The 20,024-nt window shown below is 40.8% G+C and carries 18 protein-coding genes; 12 read left to right on the top strand and 6 right to left on the bottom strand.

Features of this window, described 5'->3' with window-relative positions; all coding sequences use genetic code 11:
• Positions 1-9: 9 nt before the first annotated feature.
• A complete protein-coding gene (locus IR135_RS05490; RefSeq protein WP_135097433.1) occupies positions 10-300 on the bottom strand; it encodes a hypothetical protein in 291 nt (96 codons plus the stop codon).
• A gap of 148 nt (positions 301-448) precedes the next feature.
• On the opposite strand from IR135_RS05490, the gene IR135_RS05485 reads away from it, so the two are divergent.
• Positions 449-1,582: a trans-sulfuration enzyme family protein gene (locus IR135_RS05485; RefSeq protein WP_135097431.1), complete on the top strand. Its 1,134-nt coding sequence runs from the start codon at positions 449-451 to the stop codon at positions 1,580-1,582.
• 74 nt (positions 1,583-1,656) lie between these two features.
• The gene (locus tag IR135_RS05480; protein ID WP_135097429.1) at positions 1,657-2,841 is read left to right on the top strand and encodes an NAD(P)/FAD-dependent oxidoreductase; all 1,185 of its coding nucleotides are present in this window, start codon (positions 1,657-1,659) and stop codon (positions 2,839-2,841) included.
• Positions 2,842-2,887: 46 nt separating this feature from the next.
• Here IR135_RS05480 and IR135_RS05475 read toward each other — a convergent pair whose 3' ends face one another.
• The 3 genes from IR135_RS05475 to IR135_RS05465 all read right to left on the bottom strand — a co-directional run bounded on the left by IR135_RS05475 (position 2,888) and on the right by IR135_RS05465 (position 6,749).
• The gene (locus tag IR135_RS05475; protein WP_135097427.1) at positions 2,888-4,555 is read right to left on the bottom strand and encodes an ABC transporter substrate-binding protein; all 1,668 of its coding nucleotides are present in this window, start codon (positions 4,553-4,555) and stop codon (positions 2,888-2,890) included.
• A gap of 256 nt (positions 4,556-4,811) precedes the next feature.
• Positions 4,812-6,293 (bottom strand): malate dehydrogenase (quinone), encoded by a 1,482-nt coding sequence (gene mqo / locus IR135_RS05470; protein WP_135097425.1) that lies wholly within the window; start codon positions 6,291-6,293, stop codon positions 4,812-4,814.
• Between the two features lie 33 nt (positions 6,294-6,326).
• Positions 6,327-6,749, bottom strand: coding sequence for a universal stress protein (locus tag IR135_RS05465; RefSeq protein ID WP_135097423.1), 423 nt, complete (start codon positions 6,747-6,749; stop codon positions 6,327-6,329).
• Between the two features lie 288 nt (positions 6,750-7,037).
• Here IR135_RS05465 and IR135_RS05460 point away from each other — a divergent pair, with 288 nt between their 5' ends.
• Positions 7,038-7,496 (top strand): carbohydrate ABC transporter permease, encoded by a 459-nt coding sequence (locus IR135_RS05460; RefSeq protein WP_135097422.1) that lies wholly within the window; start codon positions 7,038-7,040, stop codon positions 7,494-7,496.
• 21 nt (positions 7,497-7,517) lie between these two features.
• Entirely contained in the window at positions 7,518-8,624 is a 1,107-nt protein-coding gene (locus tag IR135_RS05455; protein WP_135097420.1) for an ABC transporter ATP-binding protein, read from the top strand.
• Positions 8,625-8,664: 40 nt separating this feature from the next.
• Here the strand turns inward: IR135_RS05455 and IR135_RS05450 are convergent, their stop codons facing one another.
• A complete protein-coding gene (locus tag IR135_RS05450; RefSeq protein WP_115885053.1) occupies positions 8,665-9,087 on the bottom strand; it encodes a universal stress protein in 423 nt (140 codons plus the stop codon).
• A 121-nt stretch (positions 9,088-9,208) separates the two neighbouring features.
• Positions 9,209-9,799, bottom strand: coding sequence for a TetR/AcrR family transcriptional regulator (locus tag IR135_RS05445; protein WP_135097418.1), 591 nt, complete (start codon positions 9,797-9,799; stop codon positions 9,209-9,211).
• Between the two features lie 144 nt (positions 9,800-9,943).
• Here IR135_RS05445 and IR135_RS05440 point away from each other — a divergent pair, with 144 nt between their 5' ends.
• The 8 genes from IR135_RS05440 (at position 9,944) to IR135_RS05405 (ending at position 19,802) form a co-directional block, all read left to right on the top strand.
• Positions 9,944-11,596, top strand: coding sequence for a YhgE/Pip domain-containing protein (locus tag IR135_RS05440; RefSeq protein ID WP_135097416.1), 1,653 nt, complete (start codon positions 9,944-9,946; stop codon positions 11,594-11,596).
• Between the two features lie 61 nt (positions 11,597-11,657).
• On the top strand, positions 11,658-11,972 hold the full coding sequence (locus IR135_RS05435) for a hypothetical protein (protein WP_135097414.1): 315 nt from the start codon (positions 11,658-11,660) through the stop codon (positions 11,970-11,972).
• 155 nt (positions 11,973-12,127) lie between these two features.
• On the top strand, positions 12,128-13,741 hold the full coding sequence (locus IR135_RS05430; protein ID WP_135097412.1) for a BCCT family transporter: 1,614 nt from the start codon (positions 12,128-12,130) through the stop codon (positions 13,739-13,741).
• Positions 13,742-13,877: 136 nt separating this feature from the next.
• A complete protein-coding gene (locus IR135_RS05425) occupies positions 13,878-15,494 on the top strand; it encodes a LytS/YhcK type 5TM receptor domain-containing protein (RefSeq protein ID WP_135097410.1) in 1,617 nt (538 codons plus the stop codon).
• A 25-nt stretch (positions 15,495-15,519) separates the two neighbouring features.
• Positions 15,520-16,239, top strand: a complete 720-nt coding sequence (locus tag IR135_RS05420; RefSeq protein WP_135097408.1) for a LytR/AlgR family response regulator transcription factor — start codon at positions 15,520-15,522, stop codon at positions 16,237-16,239.
• 131 nt (positions 16,240-16,370) lie between these two features.
• On the top strand, positions 16,371-17,837 hold the full coding sequence (locus tag IR135_RS05415; protein WP_135097406.1) for a carbon starvation protein A: 1,467 nt from the start codon (positions 16,371-16,373) through the stop codon (positions 17,835-17,837).
• Positions 17,838-17,955: 118 nt separating this feature from the next.
• Positions 17,956-18,780: a hypothetical protein gene (locus IR135_RS05410; protein ID WP_135097404.1), complete on the top strand. Its 825-nt coding sequence runs from the start codon at positions 17,956-17,958 to the stop codon at positions 18,778-18,780.
• A 305-nt stretch (positions 18,781-19,085) separates the two neighbouring features.
• Positions 19,086-19,802: a hypothetical protein gene (locus tag IR135_RS05405; protein ID WP_135097402.1), complete on the top strand. Its 717-nt coding sequence runs from the start codon at positions 19,086-19,088 to the stop codon at positions 19,800-19,802.
• Positions 19,803-20,024 lie beyond the last annotated feature (222 nt).

The raw sequence follows: 20,024 nt of genomic DNA, 5'->3' as shown, positions 1-20,024 counted from the left end.
GCTTTTAATTTACATTGATTCGATAAAGACTTCTTCCGTTTCACTTTGAGGATTAAACGTTATATCTTCACTGATATTCTGTTTCATAAATGAATCGTACATCTGTTTTGCCACAGGTTCATTGAAGTCTTCCGTAAAATTATAATGCACATCGATTTCATTATCGTTTGGACTGATTGTACCGGCAAGATAGGCGATGATGCCTTCTTCTGTGCACAGTGTTAAATACTTTACGTTTTCAAGCTGCAGCTGCTGTTCAAAGTCCGGTATTGCTTCCGGTTCGATATTTTTAATTTCCATCAAAAAACTCCTCCCGGTATTTTTATTCTTTTACCCTTTTTCACGGGAAACAATCCTCTGTTTTCATAGTAAATATGTCTGAATTTATAGATAATTATAAAAGTCATCTGTATACTGATTTATATAAACTTAAAAATGAGGGATATATATGCGTTTTGAAACGAAAGCAATCCATGCCGGCAGACAAGTCGACCCGGTCACGGGGGCAGTGACAACACCAATCCACTTGTCTACTACATACGAACGGTCTGCTGACGGTTCTTATACTGACGGTTTTATGTACAGCCGCGGCGATAACCCGAACCGCCGTTCTTTAGAAGAATGTCTGACCGCGCTTGAACAAGGACATGATTGCGTAACTTTTTCATCCGGGATGGCTGCAATTTCAGCAATCATGGAAGTTCTGCCTGAAGATAAACCCCGGAGAATTATTCTGCCGGATGATATGTATTTCGGTGTGCTCACTTTACTTGAAGAAACTGATCTAGGCAAAAGCTTTGATATTACTGCAGTGGATATGACAAATCTTGACCAGCTGAGGCAGGCAGTGGAAAGCAAAGCAACGGGTATAGTCTGGATTGAAACACCGTCAAATCCGCAAATTAAAGTTACTGACATTGCTGAAGTCGTAAAAATAGCTGAAAAAGCAGGAGCAGTGACTGTTGTGGACAATACAACCGCAACACCTGTGCTTCAAAACCCGCTTCTTCTGGGTGCAGATTTTTCACTTCATTCGGTCACCAAGTATATCGGCGGACACAGCGACTTATTACTCGGCGCTGTTGTCGCAAAAGAAGACAGTCCGATGCTTAACCGTCTTAGAACATGGCAGCACGCGAAAGGTGCAGTACCGTCATCATTTGACTGCTGGCTGGCACTGCGCGGGGTACAGTCTTTATCTGCAAGAATGTCTGTACACTGTTCAAATGCTAAAGTAATCGCTGAATTTTTAAGCCAGCACAAAAAAGTTGAAGCTGTACATTACCCCGGCCTCCCGAGTCATCCGGGGCACAGCATCGCAGCAGAACAAATGAGCGATTTCGGCGGCTTGATGTCATTTCAGGTCAAAGGAAATGATTCCGATGCACTTCAAATAGCCAATACAGTTAAAATCTTCACACAGGCCACCAGTCTCGGCGGCACACACAGCTATATAGAGCATAGGGCCTCAGTAGAACAGGAACTGACGAAAGCACCGGCTAATTTGCTGCGCTTATCAATCGGTCTTGAAAATGTAAAAGATTTAACGGAAGATTTAGAATGGGCATTGTCGGAAATATAAATCATAAGAATAAATTATATTATGAGTAACCTCTGTGTAAACGGGAATATTTCCAATAACACGGAGGTGTTCTCATGAGGAAGCACTATAAATTAGTTATTCTCGGCGGAGGGACCGGCGGCATTTCAACCGCAAGCCGCATACTCTCTAAAAAGAAAGATTTAAAAGATGATGTTTTAATTATAGAACCGGATGACTATCATTATTTCCAGCCTGCATGGCCGCTCGTCGGCAGCGGTGATGAAAAGCTGGATTCAACCTGGAAACCGATGAAAAAAGTTATACCGAAGGGAGCATGCTGGCTTCAGGCAGCAGTAAAAAATGTAGACCCTGTTAAACGTGAAGTAACGGCTGATGATACCCTCATCAGTTATGATTTTTTAATCGTCGCTCTCGGTATCGAACTTAACTACGATGCCATTAAAGGCGCACGGGAATCACTCGGACACAATAGTGTATGTACTAACTATTTATATAATCTCGTCGAATACACCTACGAATCACTTAAAAATACAAAATCTGGCAACATCATCGTAACCAAGCCAGAAGCAAAAATTAAAGGCGGTGTTTCTGCGGAAAACTCGCTGTTTACAATGGATGATTTTATCAAACAGCAGGATCGTAACGTCGATATAATGTTCAGAAGCGGGCGGGAAGAACTGTTTGAAGTAAAGAAATATAACGACAGTTTAATTAGTCAAATGGAAGAAAAACACATCGATTACAAACTGAACGAAGAACTGATTGAAGTTAAAGGCAAACAGAAACAGGCTGTATTCAAAAATACGCATACTGGCGAAACACATACTATACCTTTTGAAATGCTCGTTATTACACCGCCGATGCATGGTCCTTCAGTTTTAAAAAAGTCCGGTCTGCTGAATCAAGAAGGCTGGGTAGACGTTGATAAACACACGATGATGCACAAAAAATATACTACTGTATTTTCTCTTGGCGATTCATCCAGCCTGCCGACAGTAAAAATGGGCGCTGCTGTCAGAAAACAGCTGCCGGTGCTGGTCGATAATCTGATTGAGCGTATGAATGATCAGGAACCCACTCATAAATACGACGGCAGAACAGCTTGTCCTATCGCCACTGAATACGGTGAACTGATTCTTGCGGAATTCGGTTATGACCGGAAGCCGAAAGAAACGACTTTCCTGAATCAGGCTGATGATAAAATGATTTTTTATCAGTTCAAAAAGAATATGCTGCCGATTATGTACTGGTATGCCTTATTGAAAGGTAAATCATAACTTAAGAAAAACGGCACTGCCGCCAGTTAGCTGCAGTGCCGTTTTGTCATTTAAAAGTAAGATTTTCAAGTCTGATATAACCCGCTGCATCAAGCTCGACATTGTCAAGCTGAGCTGTATTATACGCCAAAGTCATATTTGGATGAACTAAAGGTGCATACGGCACATCTTCACGAAGCATATTATGGATATTTGTATACTCTGCCAGTCTGTCCGCATCTTCTGTTGCACTGCGTGCATTTTCCAGTGCAGCATCAACATCTTCGTTCGTATAGAATGCTCTGTTGCCGCCAAAACCTCTATTAGTGCTGAGTGTCAGCGCAGATAACAGATAATCCGCATCGCCGGTAGACGCTGTGAAACTGAGCAGGAACATATCATGCTGCCCCTGTCCCAAGCGTTCCATAAATGTTGCCATTTCAAATTGTTCAATTGTAATATTGATATTCAGCTCTTTAAGCTGTTCCTGGATATATACTGCTGAATCGATTAAATCCTGGCTGTCGTTGACCCAGATAGTTGCATCGAAGCCGTCAGCATGATTCGACTCGCGAAGTGCAGCCTGTGCCTCGTCTATATCCTGGCTAATTTCGGGCAACTCCTCGTCGTAACCAAAAACACTTGAAGAGACCATACTGTTCGGAATGGCAGCCTGCCCATCATATATACCTTCTTTTAATTCCTCTCTGTCGATTGCAAAATCAATAGCCTGACGCACCTTCACATCATCGAAAGGTTCCTTTTCTGTATTGAATCCAAGATAGTTTGTTCTCAAGGACTCCGCTTCAACAAACTCTGTGCTGTCACTGCTTTGAACCCTGTCCATCATGGCCATATCTACAGGTGTGGTAATATTTATCCCGCCGGATTCCAATTCTGCCATCATCGAACCTGACTCAGGAATAATAACAAATGTCAGATTATCAATATTGCTTTCTCCTGCAAAATCTTCGAATCTTTCAAATTCTATATTCTGTCCAGGCGCTCTCGTTTTAAACTTAACATAGTTGGTTCCATCCGGATTTTCTGAAATATAAGTGCCGGTATGCTCGGCAATCTGGTCGGAAAGCTCTGTAAATTCTTGACCGCCTGCGTCGCGCATTTCGTAATACTCTTCCGCCGTTATTTCTAATCCCGCCTTGTCGATAGCATTTTGATAATCGGCATCAATACTTTCTTTACTCATAATACTCGCCGCTGTATGCGCTAAATTATCAGGCAGCGGGGCAAAAGGATATGAGGTAGTAATATTCAGCTCATAATCATTCACAATCTCAATATCCTCAATCATTTCAAAAAGGAACACAGTAGGAGCACTGATGCTCGGATCCTGCACACGTTCGAGCGATGCTTTTACATCTTCTGCAGTAAACTCAGAACCGTTATGAAACGTTACACCTTCAGCTAATTTAAAATTCCATGTAGTTTCGTCTGTCTGCTCCCATTCTGCAGCAAGGCCGGGCTTCCGGGACATATCAAGTTCCCGCGCGACAAGCGTCTGATACAAATAGCGTCTGATTTGTATCGCATTAACATCGTTAGTTCCATGAGGATCTATAGTCGATAAATCCTGGTCAAATCCAACAACGATATCGCCAGTTTTAGCTTCTTCAGCAGCTTCGTCTCCGTCTATCTCAGCAGCTTCATCATTAGAACATGCCGCAGCGAGCGATAAGAACACAAGTGCAAACAGTAAAAACAGCTTTTTAAACATAGCAGTACCCCCTAATATTATTAAATTTTATATCCCTTTAAAATAGTTTGAATATTTAAAATTATATAATGAAAAAGTTATAAATGCTATTTATATTTTAAGAGGACTCAGTTAAATCTTATAAAGGCAGTTCTGAATTGAAGGAATTATGTTCTGTGACCGGCTAAACTCGTTACTGAGACAATGAACACCGCTCTTTGACTGGCAAATTCCTGCAAGCACTAAAAAACCGGGACAAAATTGTCCCGGCTCGCTTTTATTTAAGTTCAAGCTCTTCTGATGACATTTTTCTGACTTTCTCAAGCAAGTCGCTGTCTTCAATTAGTGACTGTCCGTAAGAGGGTATCATTTCTTTTAATTTTGTTTCCCATTTTTCAGTGTATTCCGGGAAACTCTGTCTAAATACTTCGAGCACAACTGAAACTGACACTGATGCGCCTGGTGATTCACCCAGAAGAGCTATCACAGAGTTATCTTCTGAACTGACCACTTCTGTGCCAAACTGAATGAAACCTTTACCATGCTCTTTTGTATCTTTAATAACCTGTACCCGTTTACCCGCGATATGAATATCCCAGTCCTCGTCTTTCGCCTCAGGAACAAATCTTCTGAGTTCTTTCATTCTATCGGCTTTACGCATCAACACCTGCTGGATTGAATATTTCACCAGCGGAATATTTTTAGCACCTGCCGCTGCCATCGTCAGAAGATTATCCGCATTGATGGATTTAAAGAGATCCAGATTCGAACCATATTTTAAAAACTTCGGTCCTATGGCCGCAAAGGGTCCGAACAGCAGACTCTCCTGTCCCTGGATATAGCGTCTGTCTAAGTGAGGTACTGTCATTGGGGGTGTTCCGTATGGTTCTTTACCATAAACTTTAGCATTATGACGGCCGACCACCTCAGGATTGTTGCAGACTAAAAAAGCACCGCTGATTGGGAATCCGCCCAGATGTCTGCTTTCAGGTATTTTTGTTTTCTGCAGCAGAGGAATTGCATGTCCGCCCGCCCCGATGAAAATATAGTCTGCAGTGTGGTATTCAATTTTATCTTCCTCAAGATTGCGGATTTTAACTTCCCATCTCTTATTTTCCAGCTGTCTAAAATCTAAAACTTCATGACGGTAATAAACAGCAGCATTATCATGTTCATTAATATTGCGTGCCATTTTACGCGTTAATTCCCCAAAATTAACATCGGTACCGTCATCGATTTTACTTGCAGCTACAGGCTCTCCTGATTCCCGGCCATTCATCATCAACGGTATCCACTGTTTCAGCTTATTATTATCTTCTGTATATTCCATATTACGGAACATATGATGCGTCATGAGGGCTTCATAGCGCCGTTTTAGAAAATCTACATTACCTTTGCCCATGACAAAACTGATATGAGGCAGCGGGCGAATGAATTCTTTCGGGTTCCTTATATAATTGTTCTTAATTAAATAAGACCAGAACTGTTTGGAAATCTCAAATTGTTCATTAATTGCTTTCGCTTTCCCGATATCAATAGAACCGTCTTTTTGCTCAACAGTATAATTTAATTCACATAATGCAGCATGTCCCGTTCCTGCGTTATTTGTTTCATGAGAACTTTCATTCCCGGGAGCATCCAGCCGTTCAAACAGTTTAATATTCCATCCGGGCTCTAAATCTCTGAGAAAGGAACCGAGTGTTGTACTCATAATTCCCGCCCCGATTAATATGATGCTTTTAGATGAGTTATTATCCATGTTTAGCCAGCTTTCTTCTTTATTAATCAAAAGTTATTTTATAATCATAACCGGTATATTTGCACGTTTTGCCACCTTATGCGTAACATGGCCGAGAACATGCTTGATGTCCTTTTTAGAACGTTTATTGCTCATTACTACAACTTCATAATCATTTGTTTCAATTTCTTTTTTTAGTTCTGCAAGAATACGTCCAGTGGCGAAATGAATTTTATAATTTAAACCGCACTCATCGAGCTTGTCTGTAAATGGTTTAAGGTCTTCGACTCTTTCTTTTGCAATATCATCGAAGTGTTTGCCCTGATACTTCACATTATCCGCCATCTCACTTTCTGTTATTACATTAAATATTGTAATGATGGACTCCTTGCTGTTATTCGTCAGTTTCTCCAGCTGTTTCGGCACATTCGCAAATGAGTTTCCAAAATCATATGGAAGTAAAATCTTTTTATACAAAAAAACACATCCTTTCTAATATTAAAAACAACTCTGTTACATTCCTCATTTAGTTTAATATTAAAGCCAAACGTTATACTTTTGCAATATTATACCCTTAATTCACTTATAATATCATGAAAACTATTTACCTGTTGATGATAAATATTATTGTCGCCAATTATATTTCTGAACAGTTATTTTTTTGAGAATATTAGAAGTTTAAACTTCTATAAAAGTGATACTATAATCAGTAAAGTAATTGAAGGAAATTTTCATTATAAGAAGATGTTTTCCAAAATATAATACATAAAAAATGAAGCAGCATTTCATTTTCATTCAACAATTTATCCGTTAATCATTCCACACTTGCTCGGAAGTGCTTTTAACATCTTCCTTTTAAGACAGTTTTTTAAAGGTGTGCCGGATACTTATATCGAAGCAGCAAAACTGGAAGGTGCCAACCATTTCCAGATCTTCTTTAAAATCGCTCTGCCGATGGTTAAACCTGCGTTGTTTACAGTCGCAATATTTTCATTCAACGGCGTCTGGAATGACTTCCTCGGTCCGCTGTTATACTTAAACGACGAGTCATTATATACTTTACAGCTCGGTCTGCAGGTGTCCCATGAACAGTCAACGACACAATGGAATTACCTCATGGTCGGATCACTGCTGATCCTGGCACCAGTCATCATATTATTCTTCTTTTTCCAGAAATACTTTATACAAGGCTCTAATATTCTCGGAGACAGAGAAGAAAAATAAATACATTTAAGGAGAAAAATTATGGCTCAATTACATTTGAAAAATATTAAAAAACAATATGACAGTTCTGGACCTGTCGTCGTCAAAGATTTTAATCTGGACATAGAAGAAGGGGAGTTTATCGTCTTTGTCGGTCCTTCAGGCTGCGGAAAATCTACTACTCTCCGAATGATGGCAGGGCTGGAAGAGATTACTGACGGTGAATTTTATATCAATGATAAAAAAATGAACGGGATAGCACCTAAGAACCGCGACATTGCAATGGTTTTTCAAAATTATGCTTTATACCCGCATATGACCGTATACGATAATATAGCCTTTGGTCTGAAGATTAAAAAATGGCCGAAACAGGAAATCAAACAAAAGGTCGAAGAAGCAGCGGATATACTCGGACTGACAGAATATCTGCACAGAAAACCGAAAGCACTATCGGGAGGACAGAGACAGCGTGTTGCTCTCGGACGGGCTATCGTCAGAGAAGCGGATGTTTTCTTAATGGATGAACCCTTGTCGAACCTGGATGCAAAATTGCGCGTGCAGATGAGAGCGGAGATTATGAAGCTGCACCAGCGCCTTAAAACGACGACTGTCTACGTGACCCACGATCAGACCGAAGCGCTGACCATGGCAACGAGAATTGTTATTCTTAATAATGGTGAAATTATGCAGGTGGGCTCGCCCCAGGAAGTTTACAATACGCCAGACAACTTATTTGTTGCTCAATTTATCGGTTCACCTTCTATGAATATATTCGATGGTATATTCGACGGAGAACGTTTAAAAATCGGCAGCATAAGTATTAAAATTTCGGAAGCTGACAAACGTATGCTGAACGAACTTAGGTATACAGATAAGAAAATTAAATTTGGCATCCGTCCTGAGAATGTTCAGGAGTATCAGCAGCTTTCTAAGCCGGAAGAAGCATCACCGTTCGATATAAAAGTCAGGGTAAATGAACTGCTTGGTTCGGAATTCATGATTTACTCCGAACTTGAAGGAGAAGCGATTGTAGCAAGGGTAGATGCGCATAACCAAAATAAACCCGGCGACACAATGACCTTTGCCTTTGATATGGATAAAGGACATTTCTTTGATTTCGATACAGGAGAAAGAATTACAGATAATTAAAAAATGCCTGCTTACTCGACCGGTAAGCAGGCATTTTATGTTATTTGATAATCATCACAGGTGTATTGACGCGTTTTGCGACCTTATGAGTTACATGACCAAGGACATGTTTAATATCCCTTTTAGAACGTTTGTTGCTCATTACTACCACTTCATAATCATGGTTGTTAATTTCAGTTAACAGTTCGTTGATAACACGGCCAACTTCAAAACGGACTTCATATTCCAGATCGCGTTTTTCCAATTCGTCTGTAAAAGGCTTCATTTCTTTAATTTTATCTTCTTTTATTTGATTGAACCGCTTGCCGTTGAATTTTACATCACTGGACATCTCATTTTCAGTTATAACGTTAAAAATCGTTATAATCGCACCTTCACTGTTCTCCGTCATTTTCGCCAGCTGGCCTGGTACATTTTCAAACGAATTCCCAAAATCATAGGGCAGTAATATCTTTTTATACATGCTTACACATCCTTTAATATTAATTATGTTTTATATCAATTTTTACGCTTCATTTATTAATATTCCCTTGGTTTCAATACTTACACATTTTACCTTCCGCAAAAGTATTCAAATTAGCATATCAGATTCCCACGGTTTTGAATACACCATTTATCGTAAATGTTTCAATAAACATGGCCATCTCCTCAATTGACTCTTCACAGCCGCCTTTGAGCCATTTTAAAAGTATGCCGATATGGGCATTGGTAATATAAGTAATCAGGTAATCTGTAAATATTTCAGAATCCAGTTCAACACCGAACTCTCTGCTTTTTACCTTATAAAAGTCAAACATATGCTGCGAAAAATATTTCGCAAGTTCTGCACTGCCAAGACTGTTGGCAATAACAAGCACGCGTCTGCGGTTATCTTTAAGATACTGGAACATCTTCAAAATAGTATTGTTAAGATTATTCTCATCCACATCTTTAAAACTGCTGCCTGTAATATTTTTGTAGAGCAGCTGTTCAATATCCGTCATCATCGAATTTTGATAACTCTCTATCAGTTCGTATTTATCTTTATAATAAGTATAAAATGTTCCGCGGTTAATCATAGCTTCTGAACTGATGTCCTGGATAGTAATGCTTTCGAACGGCTTTTTCTCAAGCAGGGTAATGATGGCACTGTCAATTGCGTTTAATGTTTTCTGTACTCTTAAATCTTTTTTCAAAAATAAACAACCTTTCTTTTAAATGTGTCGGTTATCCTACAAACATGGATATATCAACCATTGAAGAATAATTTAATCGCCTTATAATGGTTTATTGTACATCGTGTACGATAACTTTAACACAAAAAAATGAAGGATGATTAAATGTTACAGGATTTTAAATTTGTATTTAAAAAACCGTTGTTATTAGTATCTCTTGCAGTCATTTCATTATTTCCGGTTATATATGCATTGACATTTCTCGGTGCAATGTGGGACCCGTATGACCGCACAGGCGATATGCAGTTCCATATAGTAAATGAAGATGCAGGCAATGAGGATATAGAGCTCGGAAAAGAAATCGAAGCTGAGCTGAAAGATAACGACCAGCTGGACTGGCAATTTTCCACTCTGGAAAAAGCAGAAGAAGCAATTAAAAGCGGAGAATCATACGGATATCTGGAAATCCCCGCAGATGCTTCTGATAATGCCATGACCTTCTTAAGCGAATCACCGGAAAATGTAAACCTTAAACTAAAGACAAATCCGGGATTCAATTTCATCGGTTCAATTATGTCTGAACAAGTCGGTTCAGTCTTAGTCGAAACAGTTCAAAAAGAAATTACAGAAACATATACCAAAACATTGATTAGCGAACTCGACAGTTTGTCCGACCAGAGTGATGAAGCACAAGATGCCATTGCTGAGCTGAAGAACGGTGCAGTCACACTTGACGATGGACTTGGCCAGCTCGAGGACAGCTCAGCGCAGTTAAAAGAAGGCGCAGACAACCTTGAAAGCGGCGCTTCACAAGTCAGCGAGGGAGCAGGAACACTGTATAATGGTGAACAGCAATTTACAGGACAGATCACTCAGCTGGCACCAATGCTTGGAAATTACGCACAGCCGGTTCAAGGTGCACAGTCAGAACTTGAAAATGGAGCAGGCCAGTTAAATGAAGCCGGCACACAGCTTGCTGGCGGGGCTTCTGAATTGAATTCAGGTATTGGGCAAATGAACGGCGGTATCAGCGAGTTGAAAGCAGGCTCCAGCGAATTGGCAGAAGCACTTACAGAGGTTGATACCAGATTTAACGAGCTGCTTGCGGAAATAGAAGAGCAGAATATTGTTTTCAGTGATGAGGGAGCAGAAGCGATTGCAAGTCCTGTTAACCTGGATATTGAGTCCATGGTGGATACACAAAACTATGCGCAGAGTTTTGCACCGTTAATTATTGCAGTCAGCCTGTATATCGGAGCTATTACATTTAATGTTGTATACCCGATGAATAAAATATTCGAAAATAAGAAAAATGTATTCAGCCAGTGGCTCAGCCGCGGTCTGCTGTTTTTATCTCACTCGGTAATCATTACAACTCTGCTGTATGCTGCAATTGTCTGGGTAATGCAGATTGAGATTGCCAGCCACTGGAGATTTTACTTTGCGATGCTTGTATGGTCTCTCGTTTCCATTTCCATTATAGGATTGCTGGTAATGATATTCGGCAACTTCGGAAAATTCCTCGGAATCGTGCTGCTGATTGTACAGTTATCATCAAGCGGCGGAACTTTCCCGATAGAAACTGCAAACAATTTCTATCAAACGCTTTATGAATTCCTGCCGATGGCATTCGTCGTGTCCAGCTTTAAAGATGCGATTTTCGGCCAGGCATTTAACATGGAATTCAGCACAATAATGTATATCCTGCTAGCAATAGCTGCAGGTGCTTATCTGCTCGTATTGTTAGTATTATGGCTGAAAGATAAATTCCCTAAATATGAAGAAAAAGCGAATAAAATGGCCAAATTTGAAAACTAAAAGTTCAGCCCGCTGACCGAGCGGGCTTTTTTTCTTTATCGGCTTGTTTGGCATAGCATTTATGCCGACTTTTCTCATCATTCCCGCGCTTATATTTGCAGGACCCGGCGCAGGGACAACGTTCAGCCTCGCTGTAATGTTCTTCGTGGTGCGGACCCGTACGGTGGAAGATTCGTATTCCCTGTCTGGTATGGCCCAGTCAATCGGTTACCTGATTGCTGCAGCAGGACCATTATTTCTCGGAATTTTATCTGATTACACTGGATGGACGCCGCCTTTGATTATTTTAATGATTGCAGCAATAATTATCGCTATACTCGGCCTGATTGCAGGGCGTCCGGTTAAAATCGGTAATCAAAAAGAAACTAATAATTAAATTCTATAACAGCCGCATTAAAGAAAATGCGGCTGTTTTCATATTCAAATTGCACTCGATGTGTAAGTTTGGTATTATCAATAGGCTATTTATTTAAAAGAAAAGGAATCGCGGATGAATAATCCCGCATCCTAAAAATATTAAGGAGCACATTAATGAAGGATTCTTCAGATCCAGCCAGTAAAAAATTATCGAAAGTATTTATATATTCTGTGCTGATAGTCGGTACACTTGTAGTTATCGGCGCCATAAATCCAAATGGATTCGGGTCAGTCGCAGGGTTCATAGCAGATTGGGTTAGTAATTACTTCGGATGGTATTACATGATAATCACCTCCGTTACTCTATTCTTTTGTATTTTTCTTATTTTCAGTCCGATTGGCAAATTAAAGCTCGGAAAACCGCACCACAAGCCTGAATTCAGTACACGTTCATGGCTGATGATGCTGTTCAGCGCAGGCATGGGTATCGGGATGATATTCTACAGTACATCAGAACCGATCGCCCACTTTTTCGCACCGGCAACTGCCGATCCCGAAACAGAGGAGGCAACGCTGGAAGCAATCAGAGCAACCATATTTCACTGGGGTGCACATGCTTGGGGAATGTATGGTGCTGTTGCACTTGCTCTGGCTTACTTTCAGTTCAGAAAAGGTGAGTCAGGTCTCCTGTCAAAAACTTTACGTCCTATACTTGGTAATAGAGTAGACGGGCCGATTGGCATCCTTATCGATGTTCTGACTGTATTTGCAACAGTAGTCGGAGTCGCAGTGTCTTTAGGTATCGGCACGACTCAAATCAACGGCGGCCTGAATTACCTGTTTGGTGTCCCGATTAACATCGGCATCCAGGGGCTTATTATCGCTGTCGTCACTGTATTATTTCTCGGCAGTGCTTGGAGCGGTTTAAGTAAAGGAATTAAATACCTGAGCAATTTGAATACGCTCCTCGCTGCTATACTGCTGCTGGCTATTCTTATACTGGGGCCAACACTCCTTATCTTGAATATGCTGCCGACAGCTGCCGGCGAGTACATTAATACATTTATAGCAAGGACGCTCGATGCAGCACCTTTAAACAATCAGAAAAACGACTGGCTCCAGTCATGGACTATTTACTACTGGGCATGGTGGCTGAGCTGGAGTCCTTTTGTCGGTATCTTTATCGCACGGGTATCAAAAGGACGGACGGTCCGTGAATTTATTTTAGGCCTGCTTATTGTGCCGACCTCTATCGGTATCATATGGTTTACTGTATTTGGCGTTACCGGCATTGAAATTGCGAGCAAGGTACCGTCACTGGTTGAATTCGGACCGGAAACTCAGCTTTTTGCTATTTTTAATGAGATGCCGCTGAGCGTTCCTCTGTCGATTCTGGCGATTATTTTAGTATCATCATTCTTTATTACGTCAGCGGACTCCGCAACCTTTGTACTCGGCATGCAGACATCACACGGTTCGCTTCGTCCTACATCAAGTATTAAGGTCGTCTGGGGCATCAGCTTGTCAGCTATTGCTTTTATACTGCTCTTATCAGGCGGAGAAACAGGGCTCGAAGCTCTGCAATCTGCAGCAATAATTGCAGCACTGCCTTTCAGTTTTGTAATTATTATGATGATGATTTCATTCTATAAGGATGCAAATGAAGAAAGAAAATACCTCGGTCTGACCATTACTCCAAATTCCAAACGTATGGAAGAGTATATTAAAAAAGAAGAACGGGAGTATCAAGAACAAAAAGAAGCAGGTGTCGATGAAAGAGACCTGTAATTAAAAGTATCTACCCCGCAAGCTGAACTTATTTCAGCTTGCGGGGTATTTTTTATCAGTTTTATAACAAGTGCTCTTCATACTTTGCCATTTGCTATAATTATAATGATACTATTACAGAAATGTGGAGATGCAGATGTACGAACTCATGCTGATTATGCTTGAGAGACTTGGATTAATTGTAATGCTTGCCTTTATAGCAACCCGTCTGCGCTTTTTCAGGAATATGATTTCCCCAGCTGTACTGTCTCGAAAACAGCAATATACCGCTATTATATTTTTTGGAGCTTTTGGTATTATCGGCACATATTCCGGCGTGACTTTTCAGGCAGAACCCTTCCTTCTGCAGCGTTTGAAAACAGATATTTTCAATCATGAAGCAATTGCCAACTTCCGAGTTATCGGCGTTGTGCTCGGCGGGCTGTTCGGAGGATATAAAGTGGGAACTGCAGCTGGACTGATTGCCGGGGGACACCGTATGCTGCTTGGAGGTTTTACTACATTCCCCTGCGGTATTGCTACTATTGCAGCCGGTATTTCAGCAGCCTGGATTCGCGCTAAAAATCCGGAAATTACAGCTAAACCGCTGCTGGTATTTTTGATTGGCGCCGGAGCAGAAATGCTGCAGATGGCTTTAATTGTTCTTTTAGCACGTCCTTACACCGAATCGCTGGCGCTTGTTCAGCACATCGCACTGCCTATGATTCTGGCGAATGGAATTGGCTGCGCGCTTTTTCTCCTTATTATTAAAAGCGTAGCAAAAGAAGAAGAAAAGGCAGCAGCAGTGCAGTCACAAAAAGTACTCCGCATCGCTGAACAGACTCTTATACATTTAAAATCCGGTTTAACTCCGCAGTCTGCTGATAAAGTATGTACAATACTTTATAAAGAATTGAATCTTAAAGGTGCGGCAATTGACGACGGGAAAAATCAGCTTTCACATATCGGCGGACTCAGCAGTGCTGCTGTATCCGCACCTTTAAACAGCCGGGACACAATTATTGGAACTTTGAAATTCTATTTTCATTCTCAAAAAGATATAACATCCCTAAAAAAAGAAACTTTGTCCGGACTTGCGAACTTGCTGAGCAGCCAGCTTGAACTGGCAGAGGCAGATAGACTCTATAATCTTGCTAAAGATGCTGAGATTAATGTTCTGCAGGCTCAGATTAACCCGCATTTTCTTTTTAACACTTTAAATACTGTTATTTCGCTGATTCGCATCAATCCAGAAAAGGCGAGAACTGCGCTGAGATCTTTATCTAAATTCATACGGCAAAATCTGTATTCCACCACTGTATCTTTGCAAACGCTGGAAGATGAAGTTGAACATGTAAAATCATACTTATCGATCGAACAAATCCGGTTTGAAGACAGAATTGCAGTGTCCTACCAGATAGATGACAGCTGTCTGCACAATAAATTACCCCCTCTAACCCTTCAGCCTATTATCGAAAATGCTGTTAAGCATGGATTCAAAGGAAAGATTGAGAAGTGTGAACTTAAGGTTACTATTCGGGATTATCAAGATAATATAGCTTTATATATTGAAGATAATGGTTCAGGTGTAAGCGAGGATAATCTTGTGAATTTGGCGGCAGACGTCAGCAGGAACACAGAGGGCAGTGGGATTGCCTTATATAATATTAATAAAAGGCTCCAAATGACTTTCGGCAGCGACTGCGGTCTCAATTTCAAATCCCGGCCGGATTATGGTATGACAGTATATTTCAATATCCCTAAAATTTCCTAATGTTTTTGAAAGGACTCGTTCAATAATGAATCAAACAATAAAAACACTCGTGGCAGATGATGAAAAATACAGCCGCGAAGAATTAAAATATTTACTCGAAGCACATCCGGCTATACAGATTGCGGGAGAAGCCTCGACTGGCCGTGAAGCTTTGGCAAAAGTAATAGCTGACGAGCCTGACTTGCTCCTTCTCGATATCGAGATGCCGGAAATGAACGGCACAGAGCTTGCCGCCGTATTGAAAAAGATGAAGAACCCGCCGCTTATTATATTTACAACTGCTTATACAGAGTATGCTGTTGAAGCCTTCAAAGTTCAGGCTGCTGATTATTTGCTAAAACCAGTCGATGAGGCGGAGTTATCGGAAGCTATTGCACATGTTTCTGAACTGCTTGACTTCAAACGGGAGCGGACCCGCGGCAAGCTTGCGGTCGGGGGAGATGAGTCCATCACTTATCTCAACCCTGCTGAAGTTCTGTTTGTTTCTCGTGAAAACAATACGACAGCGGTTGTCTCATCTAAAGGTGTCTTCAGCAGCAGGAAGACGTTAAAAGAACTCGAATCCCGTCTTCTTCCGCATTCATTTTTCCGTGTCCATAAAAGCTATCTCGTTAATACTGAGGTGATTACAGAAATGACACCCTGGTTTAACGGAGCTTTTCAGCTCACTTTAGAGGGTACAGATGTTCAAATACCGGTCAGCCGAAATTACGTAAAGGCTCTCCGTGCCCACATAGAATTATAATAAAGACCTGTTACAGTGCTTATTTTGCATTTGAACCTCCTGTTTCGACACGATAGCTGAATCTCCCCAAAATTGTTTGTATATTTTGTAAACTATAATAATGAAAACGCATTCACAATAGGGGGAGCAGAATGATTACATTTTTAGGAGCAATCGCTCTGTTATTAATAGGGTATTTTACTTATGGAAAGTTTGTCGAAAAAGTTTTCCAGCCAAAAGAACTTCGGGCGACACCAGCTTATACAGAACATGACGGGGTCGATTATCTGCCCATGCATAAAAATAAAAATGCACTGATTCAATTAATCAGCATCGCCGGAGTCGGGCCAATATTTGGTCCTATTATGGGAGCACTTTACGGTCCGGTGGCATTTATATGGATAGTGCTCGGATGTATATTTGCCGGCGGTGTCCACGATTATTTAACCGGCATGATTTCCATCCGCAACAACGGCGCACACTTGCCGGAACTTGCCGGAAAGTTTTTAGGGAAAGCAATGAAGCATGTCGTTAATGCTTTTTCGATTCTGCTGCTGCTTCTTGTCGGTACAGTATTTGTCGCTTCACCTGCAGATTTACTTTACGACCTTGTTAATGGAGCCGTACCTGTTGTAGTATTTGTCGTCTTAATTTTCATCTATTATCTGCTGGCGACTATACTGCCAATCAATAAAATTATTGGAACAATCTACCCTTACATAGGTGCATTGCTGTTATTCAGTACTGTGGGAATCGGGATTGCTCTCGTCTGGAACCAGGCGCCGGTTCCAGAACTGTCGTTTACAAACACTCATCCGGAAGGCGCAGCAATCTTTCCGCTTCTGTTCCTAACGATTTCATGCGGGGCGCTGTCAGGCTTCCATGCTACTCAAACACCGATTATTTCCAGAACAACAAAAAACGAAAATCAGGGCCGCAGAATTTTCTACGGCATGATGATTGCAGAAGGTATCATTGCTATGATTTGGGCAGCCGCAGCTATGAGTCTTTTTGACGGTCCGGTTACCTTGAATGAACTGATAGCAACAATCGGTACCGGCGGTATTGTTAATGAAATTTCAACGATGATGCTAGGTCCGATTATTGGAACATTCGCAGTTCTAGGTGTAATAGTTCTTCCGATTACTTCCGGAGACACTGCCTTCAGAAGTGCACGGATGATTATTGCAGACTATATCCGCGTACCTCAAAAGAAAATAATGAGCAGAATCTGGATTGCGGCACCGATATTTATCGTTTCAATCATACTGACAAATATGGACTTTACGCTGTTATGGCGGTACTTTAACTGGGCGAACCAGTCAACCGCAATGATCGCCTTATGGATTGGTGCAATGTATCTGTTCATCGGCAAGCGCAACTACTGGATTGCAGTCGTTCCCGCAGTGTTTATGACGATGACCGTATCTACCTATATTGTGAACGCACCAATCGGCTTAAATCTGCCGATGAATATTTCTTTAACAATCAGTGCTGTAATTACTGTCCTGATTACTATTTTATTCTTTGTTTCAGCAAAAAAACGCCGCAGTGAAAACATTCCTCTGGAAACCGATGTTTCAGAATGGAATGAAAAACACTACGCTTATTCAGATTAATAGGATAAAACAACTTATGTCTGCACCGGTGAGTTTACCAGCTCTCCGGTTCGGGCATATTTTATAATAAGAAGCTGTTTAAATCCGACAAGATAATAATGAGGGGAGGATGCATCTGATGAAAAATTGGATGATACTGTTATTCATAATAATATCCGTCACTTTAAACGCATGCGGCAGCGGTGATAATACAGATGAAGATCCGGAAAGCAATACATTAGGAAAAGCAGTATCCGAACCTTCAGAGGAAAAGGCAGAATCAGAAGAACAAGATTTGGAAACAGAAGAAACGGCAGAGGAAGAAGAAGCGCATCAAAGGCACAGTGAAGATACTGCTGATAATGAAGAGTCTAAAGAAAATTATACTGCTGCTGAGCATTGTATTATGACCCAGCTGGCAGAATGCGAAAACGTTCCTCCTGAAGATCAGTTTAAGGCATACAGAGACCTTGTTGCTGACAGCACACTGCCGGAAGCTCCCGGGAGCGACTGTCTGCCTTGTGCCGTCAAATATTCCTTTGAAGCAAAATACGGAGAATCTGACCCGGTGAATTATTCAATCCTCCCGCGTTCAGAAAAAATGCCGGAAGATATCTCCGACCCGTCGGAATTTGTTCAGCAGTATCTGTTTTCATTGCCGGCATTTTTTAATAACCATGACGAGACAGCACTCAGCTTTTACCAGCCTGACTCAGCAGGTTATCATGCCTTGTTTGCAAATAAAGCATCCGGAAACTTCAGCAATCATATGACTTATTCCGTTTTTATCAATTCTGAAGTGGAGAACCTTGATGGCAGTATGAATATCTATGCTTACCGGACATACTCACATATAAATACCAATGGTATTTTCGAAGTCTACGCCCGCTATAATTTGATTGAGCAGGATGGCCGATACTATCTGACAGACTATGAAGAACTGGAAAATACGCGTATAGAATAAACTTAAAAATAAAAGCCTGGTCAGTAAAATTTAGCTGACCAGGCTTTTTAGTGTGACAATTACATGTTTATATTACGTAAATGTGTCGATTCAATGGTAATAGTCAGAAATAATACAGCCAGATGTCATTATTACATTCCCGATATTAAATGTAACTTTATTATTATTGAGCTGTAACACATGTAAAATATATGTGTGTTACATTGGTAACTGTCTTGGAAAACAAAGACTTTATAAAAGTTTGGTTTGCTTTAGAGAGAAAAAAATTACTTTTTATAATATATATTTTGGAGGAAGAAAATTTTATGAAGAAAACAATTTTAGCTACGACATTAGCATTAGGTTTAGGCGTAACAGGAGTTGCTGCAGGTCAGGACGCAGAAGCTTCTTCAATAGATAAAGCAGAACTTGCTCACACAGCTCAAAACAATCCGGAAGTACTGAATGCATCTGCAATACACGATGGTGCTTACGACTATAACTTCAACCACGGAAACTTTAACTACGACTTCGAATCAGATGGTACTAACTACTCATGGGCTTACAGCGGAACTGGTGAAGCACAAGCACAGACTCCAGCAGTAGAAAAAGCAGCACCTGCAGTACAGGAAGAAACACAAAATGTTCAATACAACAACTACACTGAAGAAGTACAAGAGCTTGCACAAAATACACAAGCAGCAGCTCCAGCAGTACAGGAAGCAGAAGAAGTTGAACAGCCTGCAGCAGCAGCACCTGCACCAGCTGAAAAAACACAGCAGTCAACTGGCGGATCAACTAAGTCACAATTCTTAGCTGCCGGCGGAACTGAAGCTATGTGGAACTCAATCGTATTGCCAGAATCAAGCGGTAATCCAAATGCAGTTAGCCCGAACGGTTACCAAGGATTAGGCCAAACGAAGGAATCATGGGGTACTGGTTCTGTTGCAGAACAGACTTCTGGTATGCTTAACTACGCTGAAGAGCGTTATGGTTCAGTCGATGCAGCAATCCAATTCCGTAATGCTAACAACTGGTGGTAAGATTTAAACATTAAATTGTTATAAGTAAGACCCGTATTCATTCATGAATGCGGGTCTTTATTTTTATATAAAGCCATATTATTATTCGTTTTAAATTCGTTAAGGGAGATTAAGATGTCTGAAATAGAAAAGCAAAAGATAAAATATTCTGAGCTTAATATTTATTGAAATCTTCAGGTATCATTGGTAATTAGAAAGGTTTAAATTATTCAATTTAGGCTA

It is taken from the genome of Jeotgalicoccus nanhaiensis, assembly GCF_015235105.1.
GTDB classification, from domain to species: Bacteria; Bacillota; Bacilli; order Staphylococcales; family Salinicoccaceae; genus Jeotgalicoccus; species Jeotgalicoccus nanhaiensis.
This window is presented reverse-complemented; position numbering and strand designations above follow the sequence as displayed.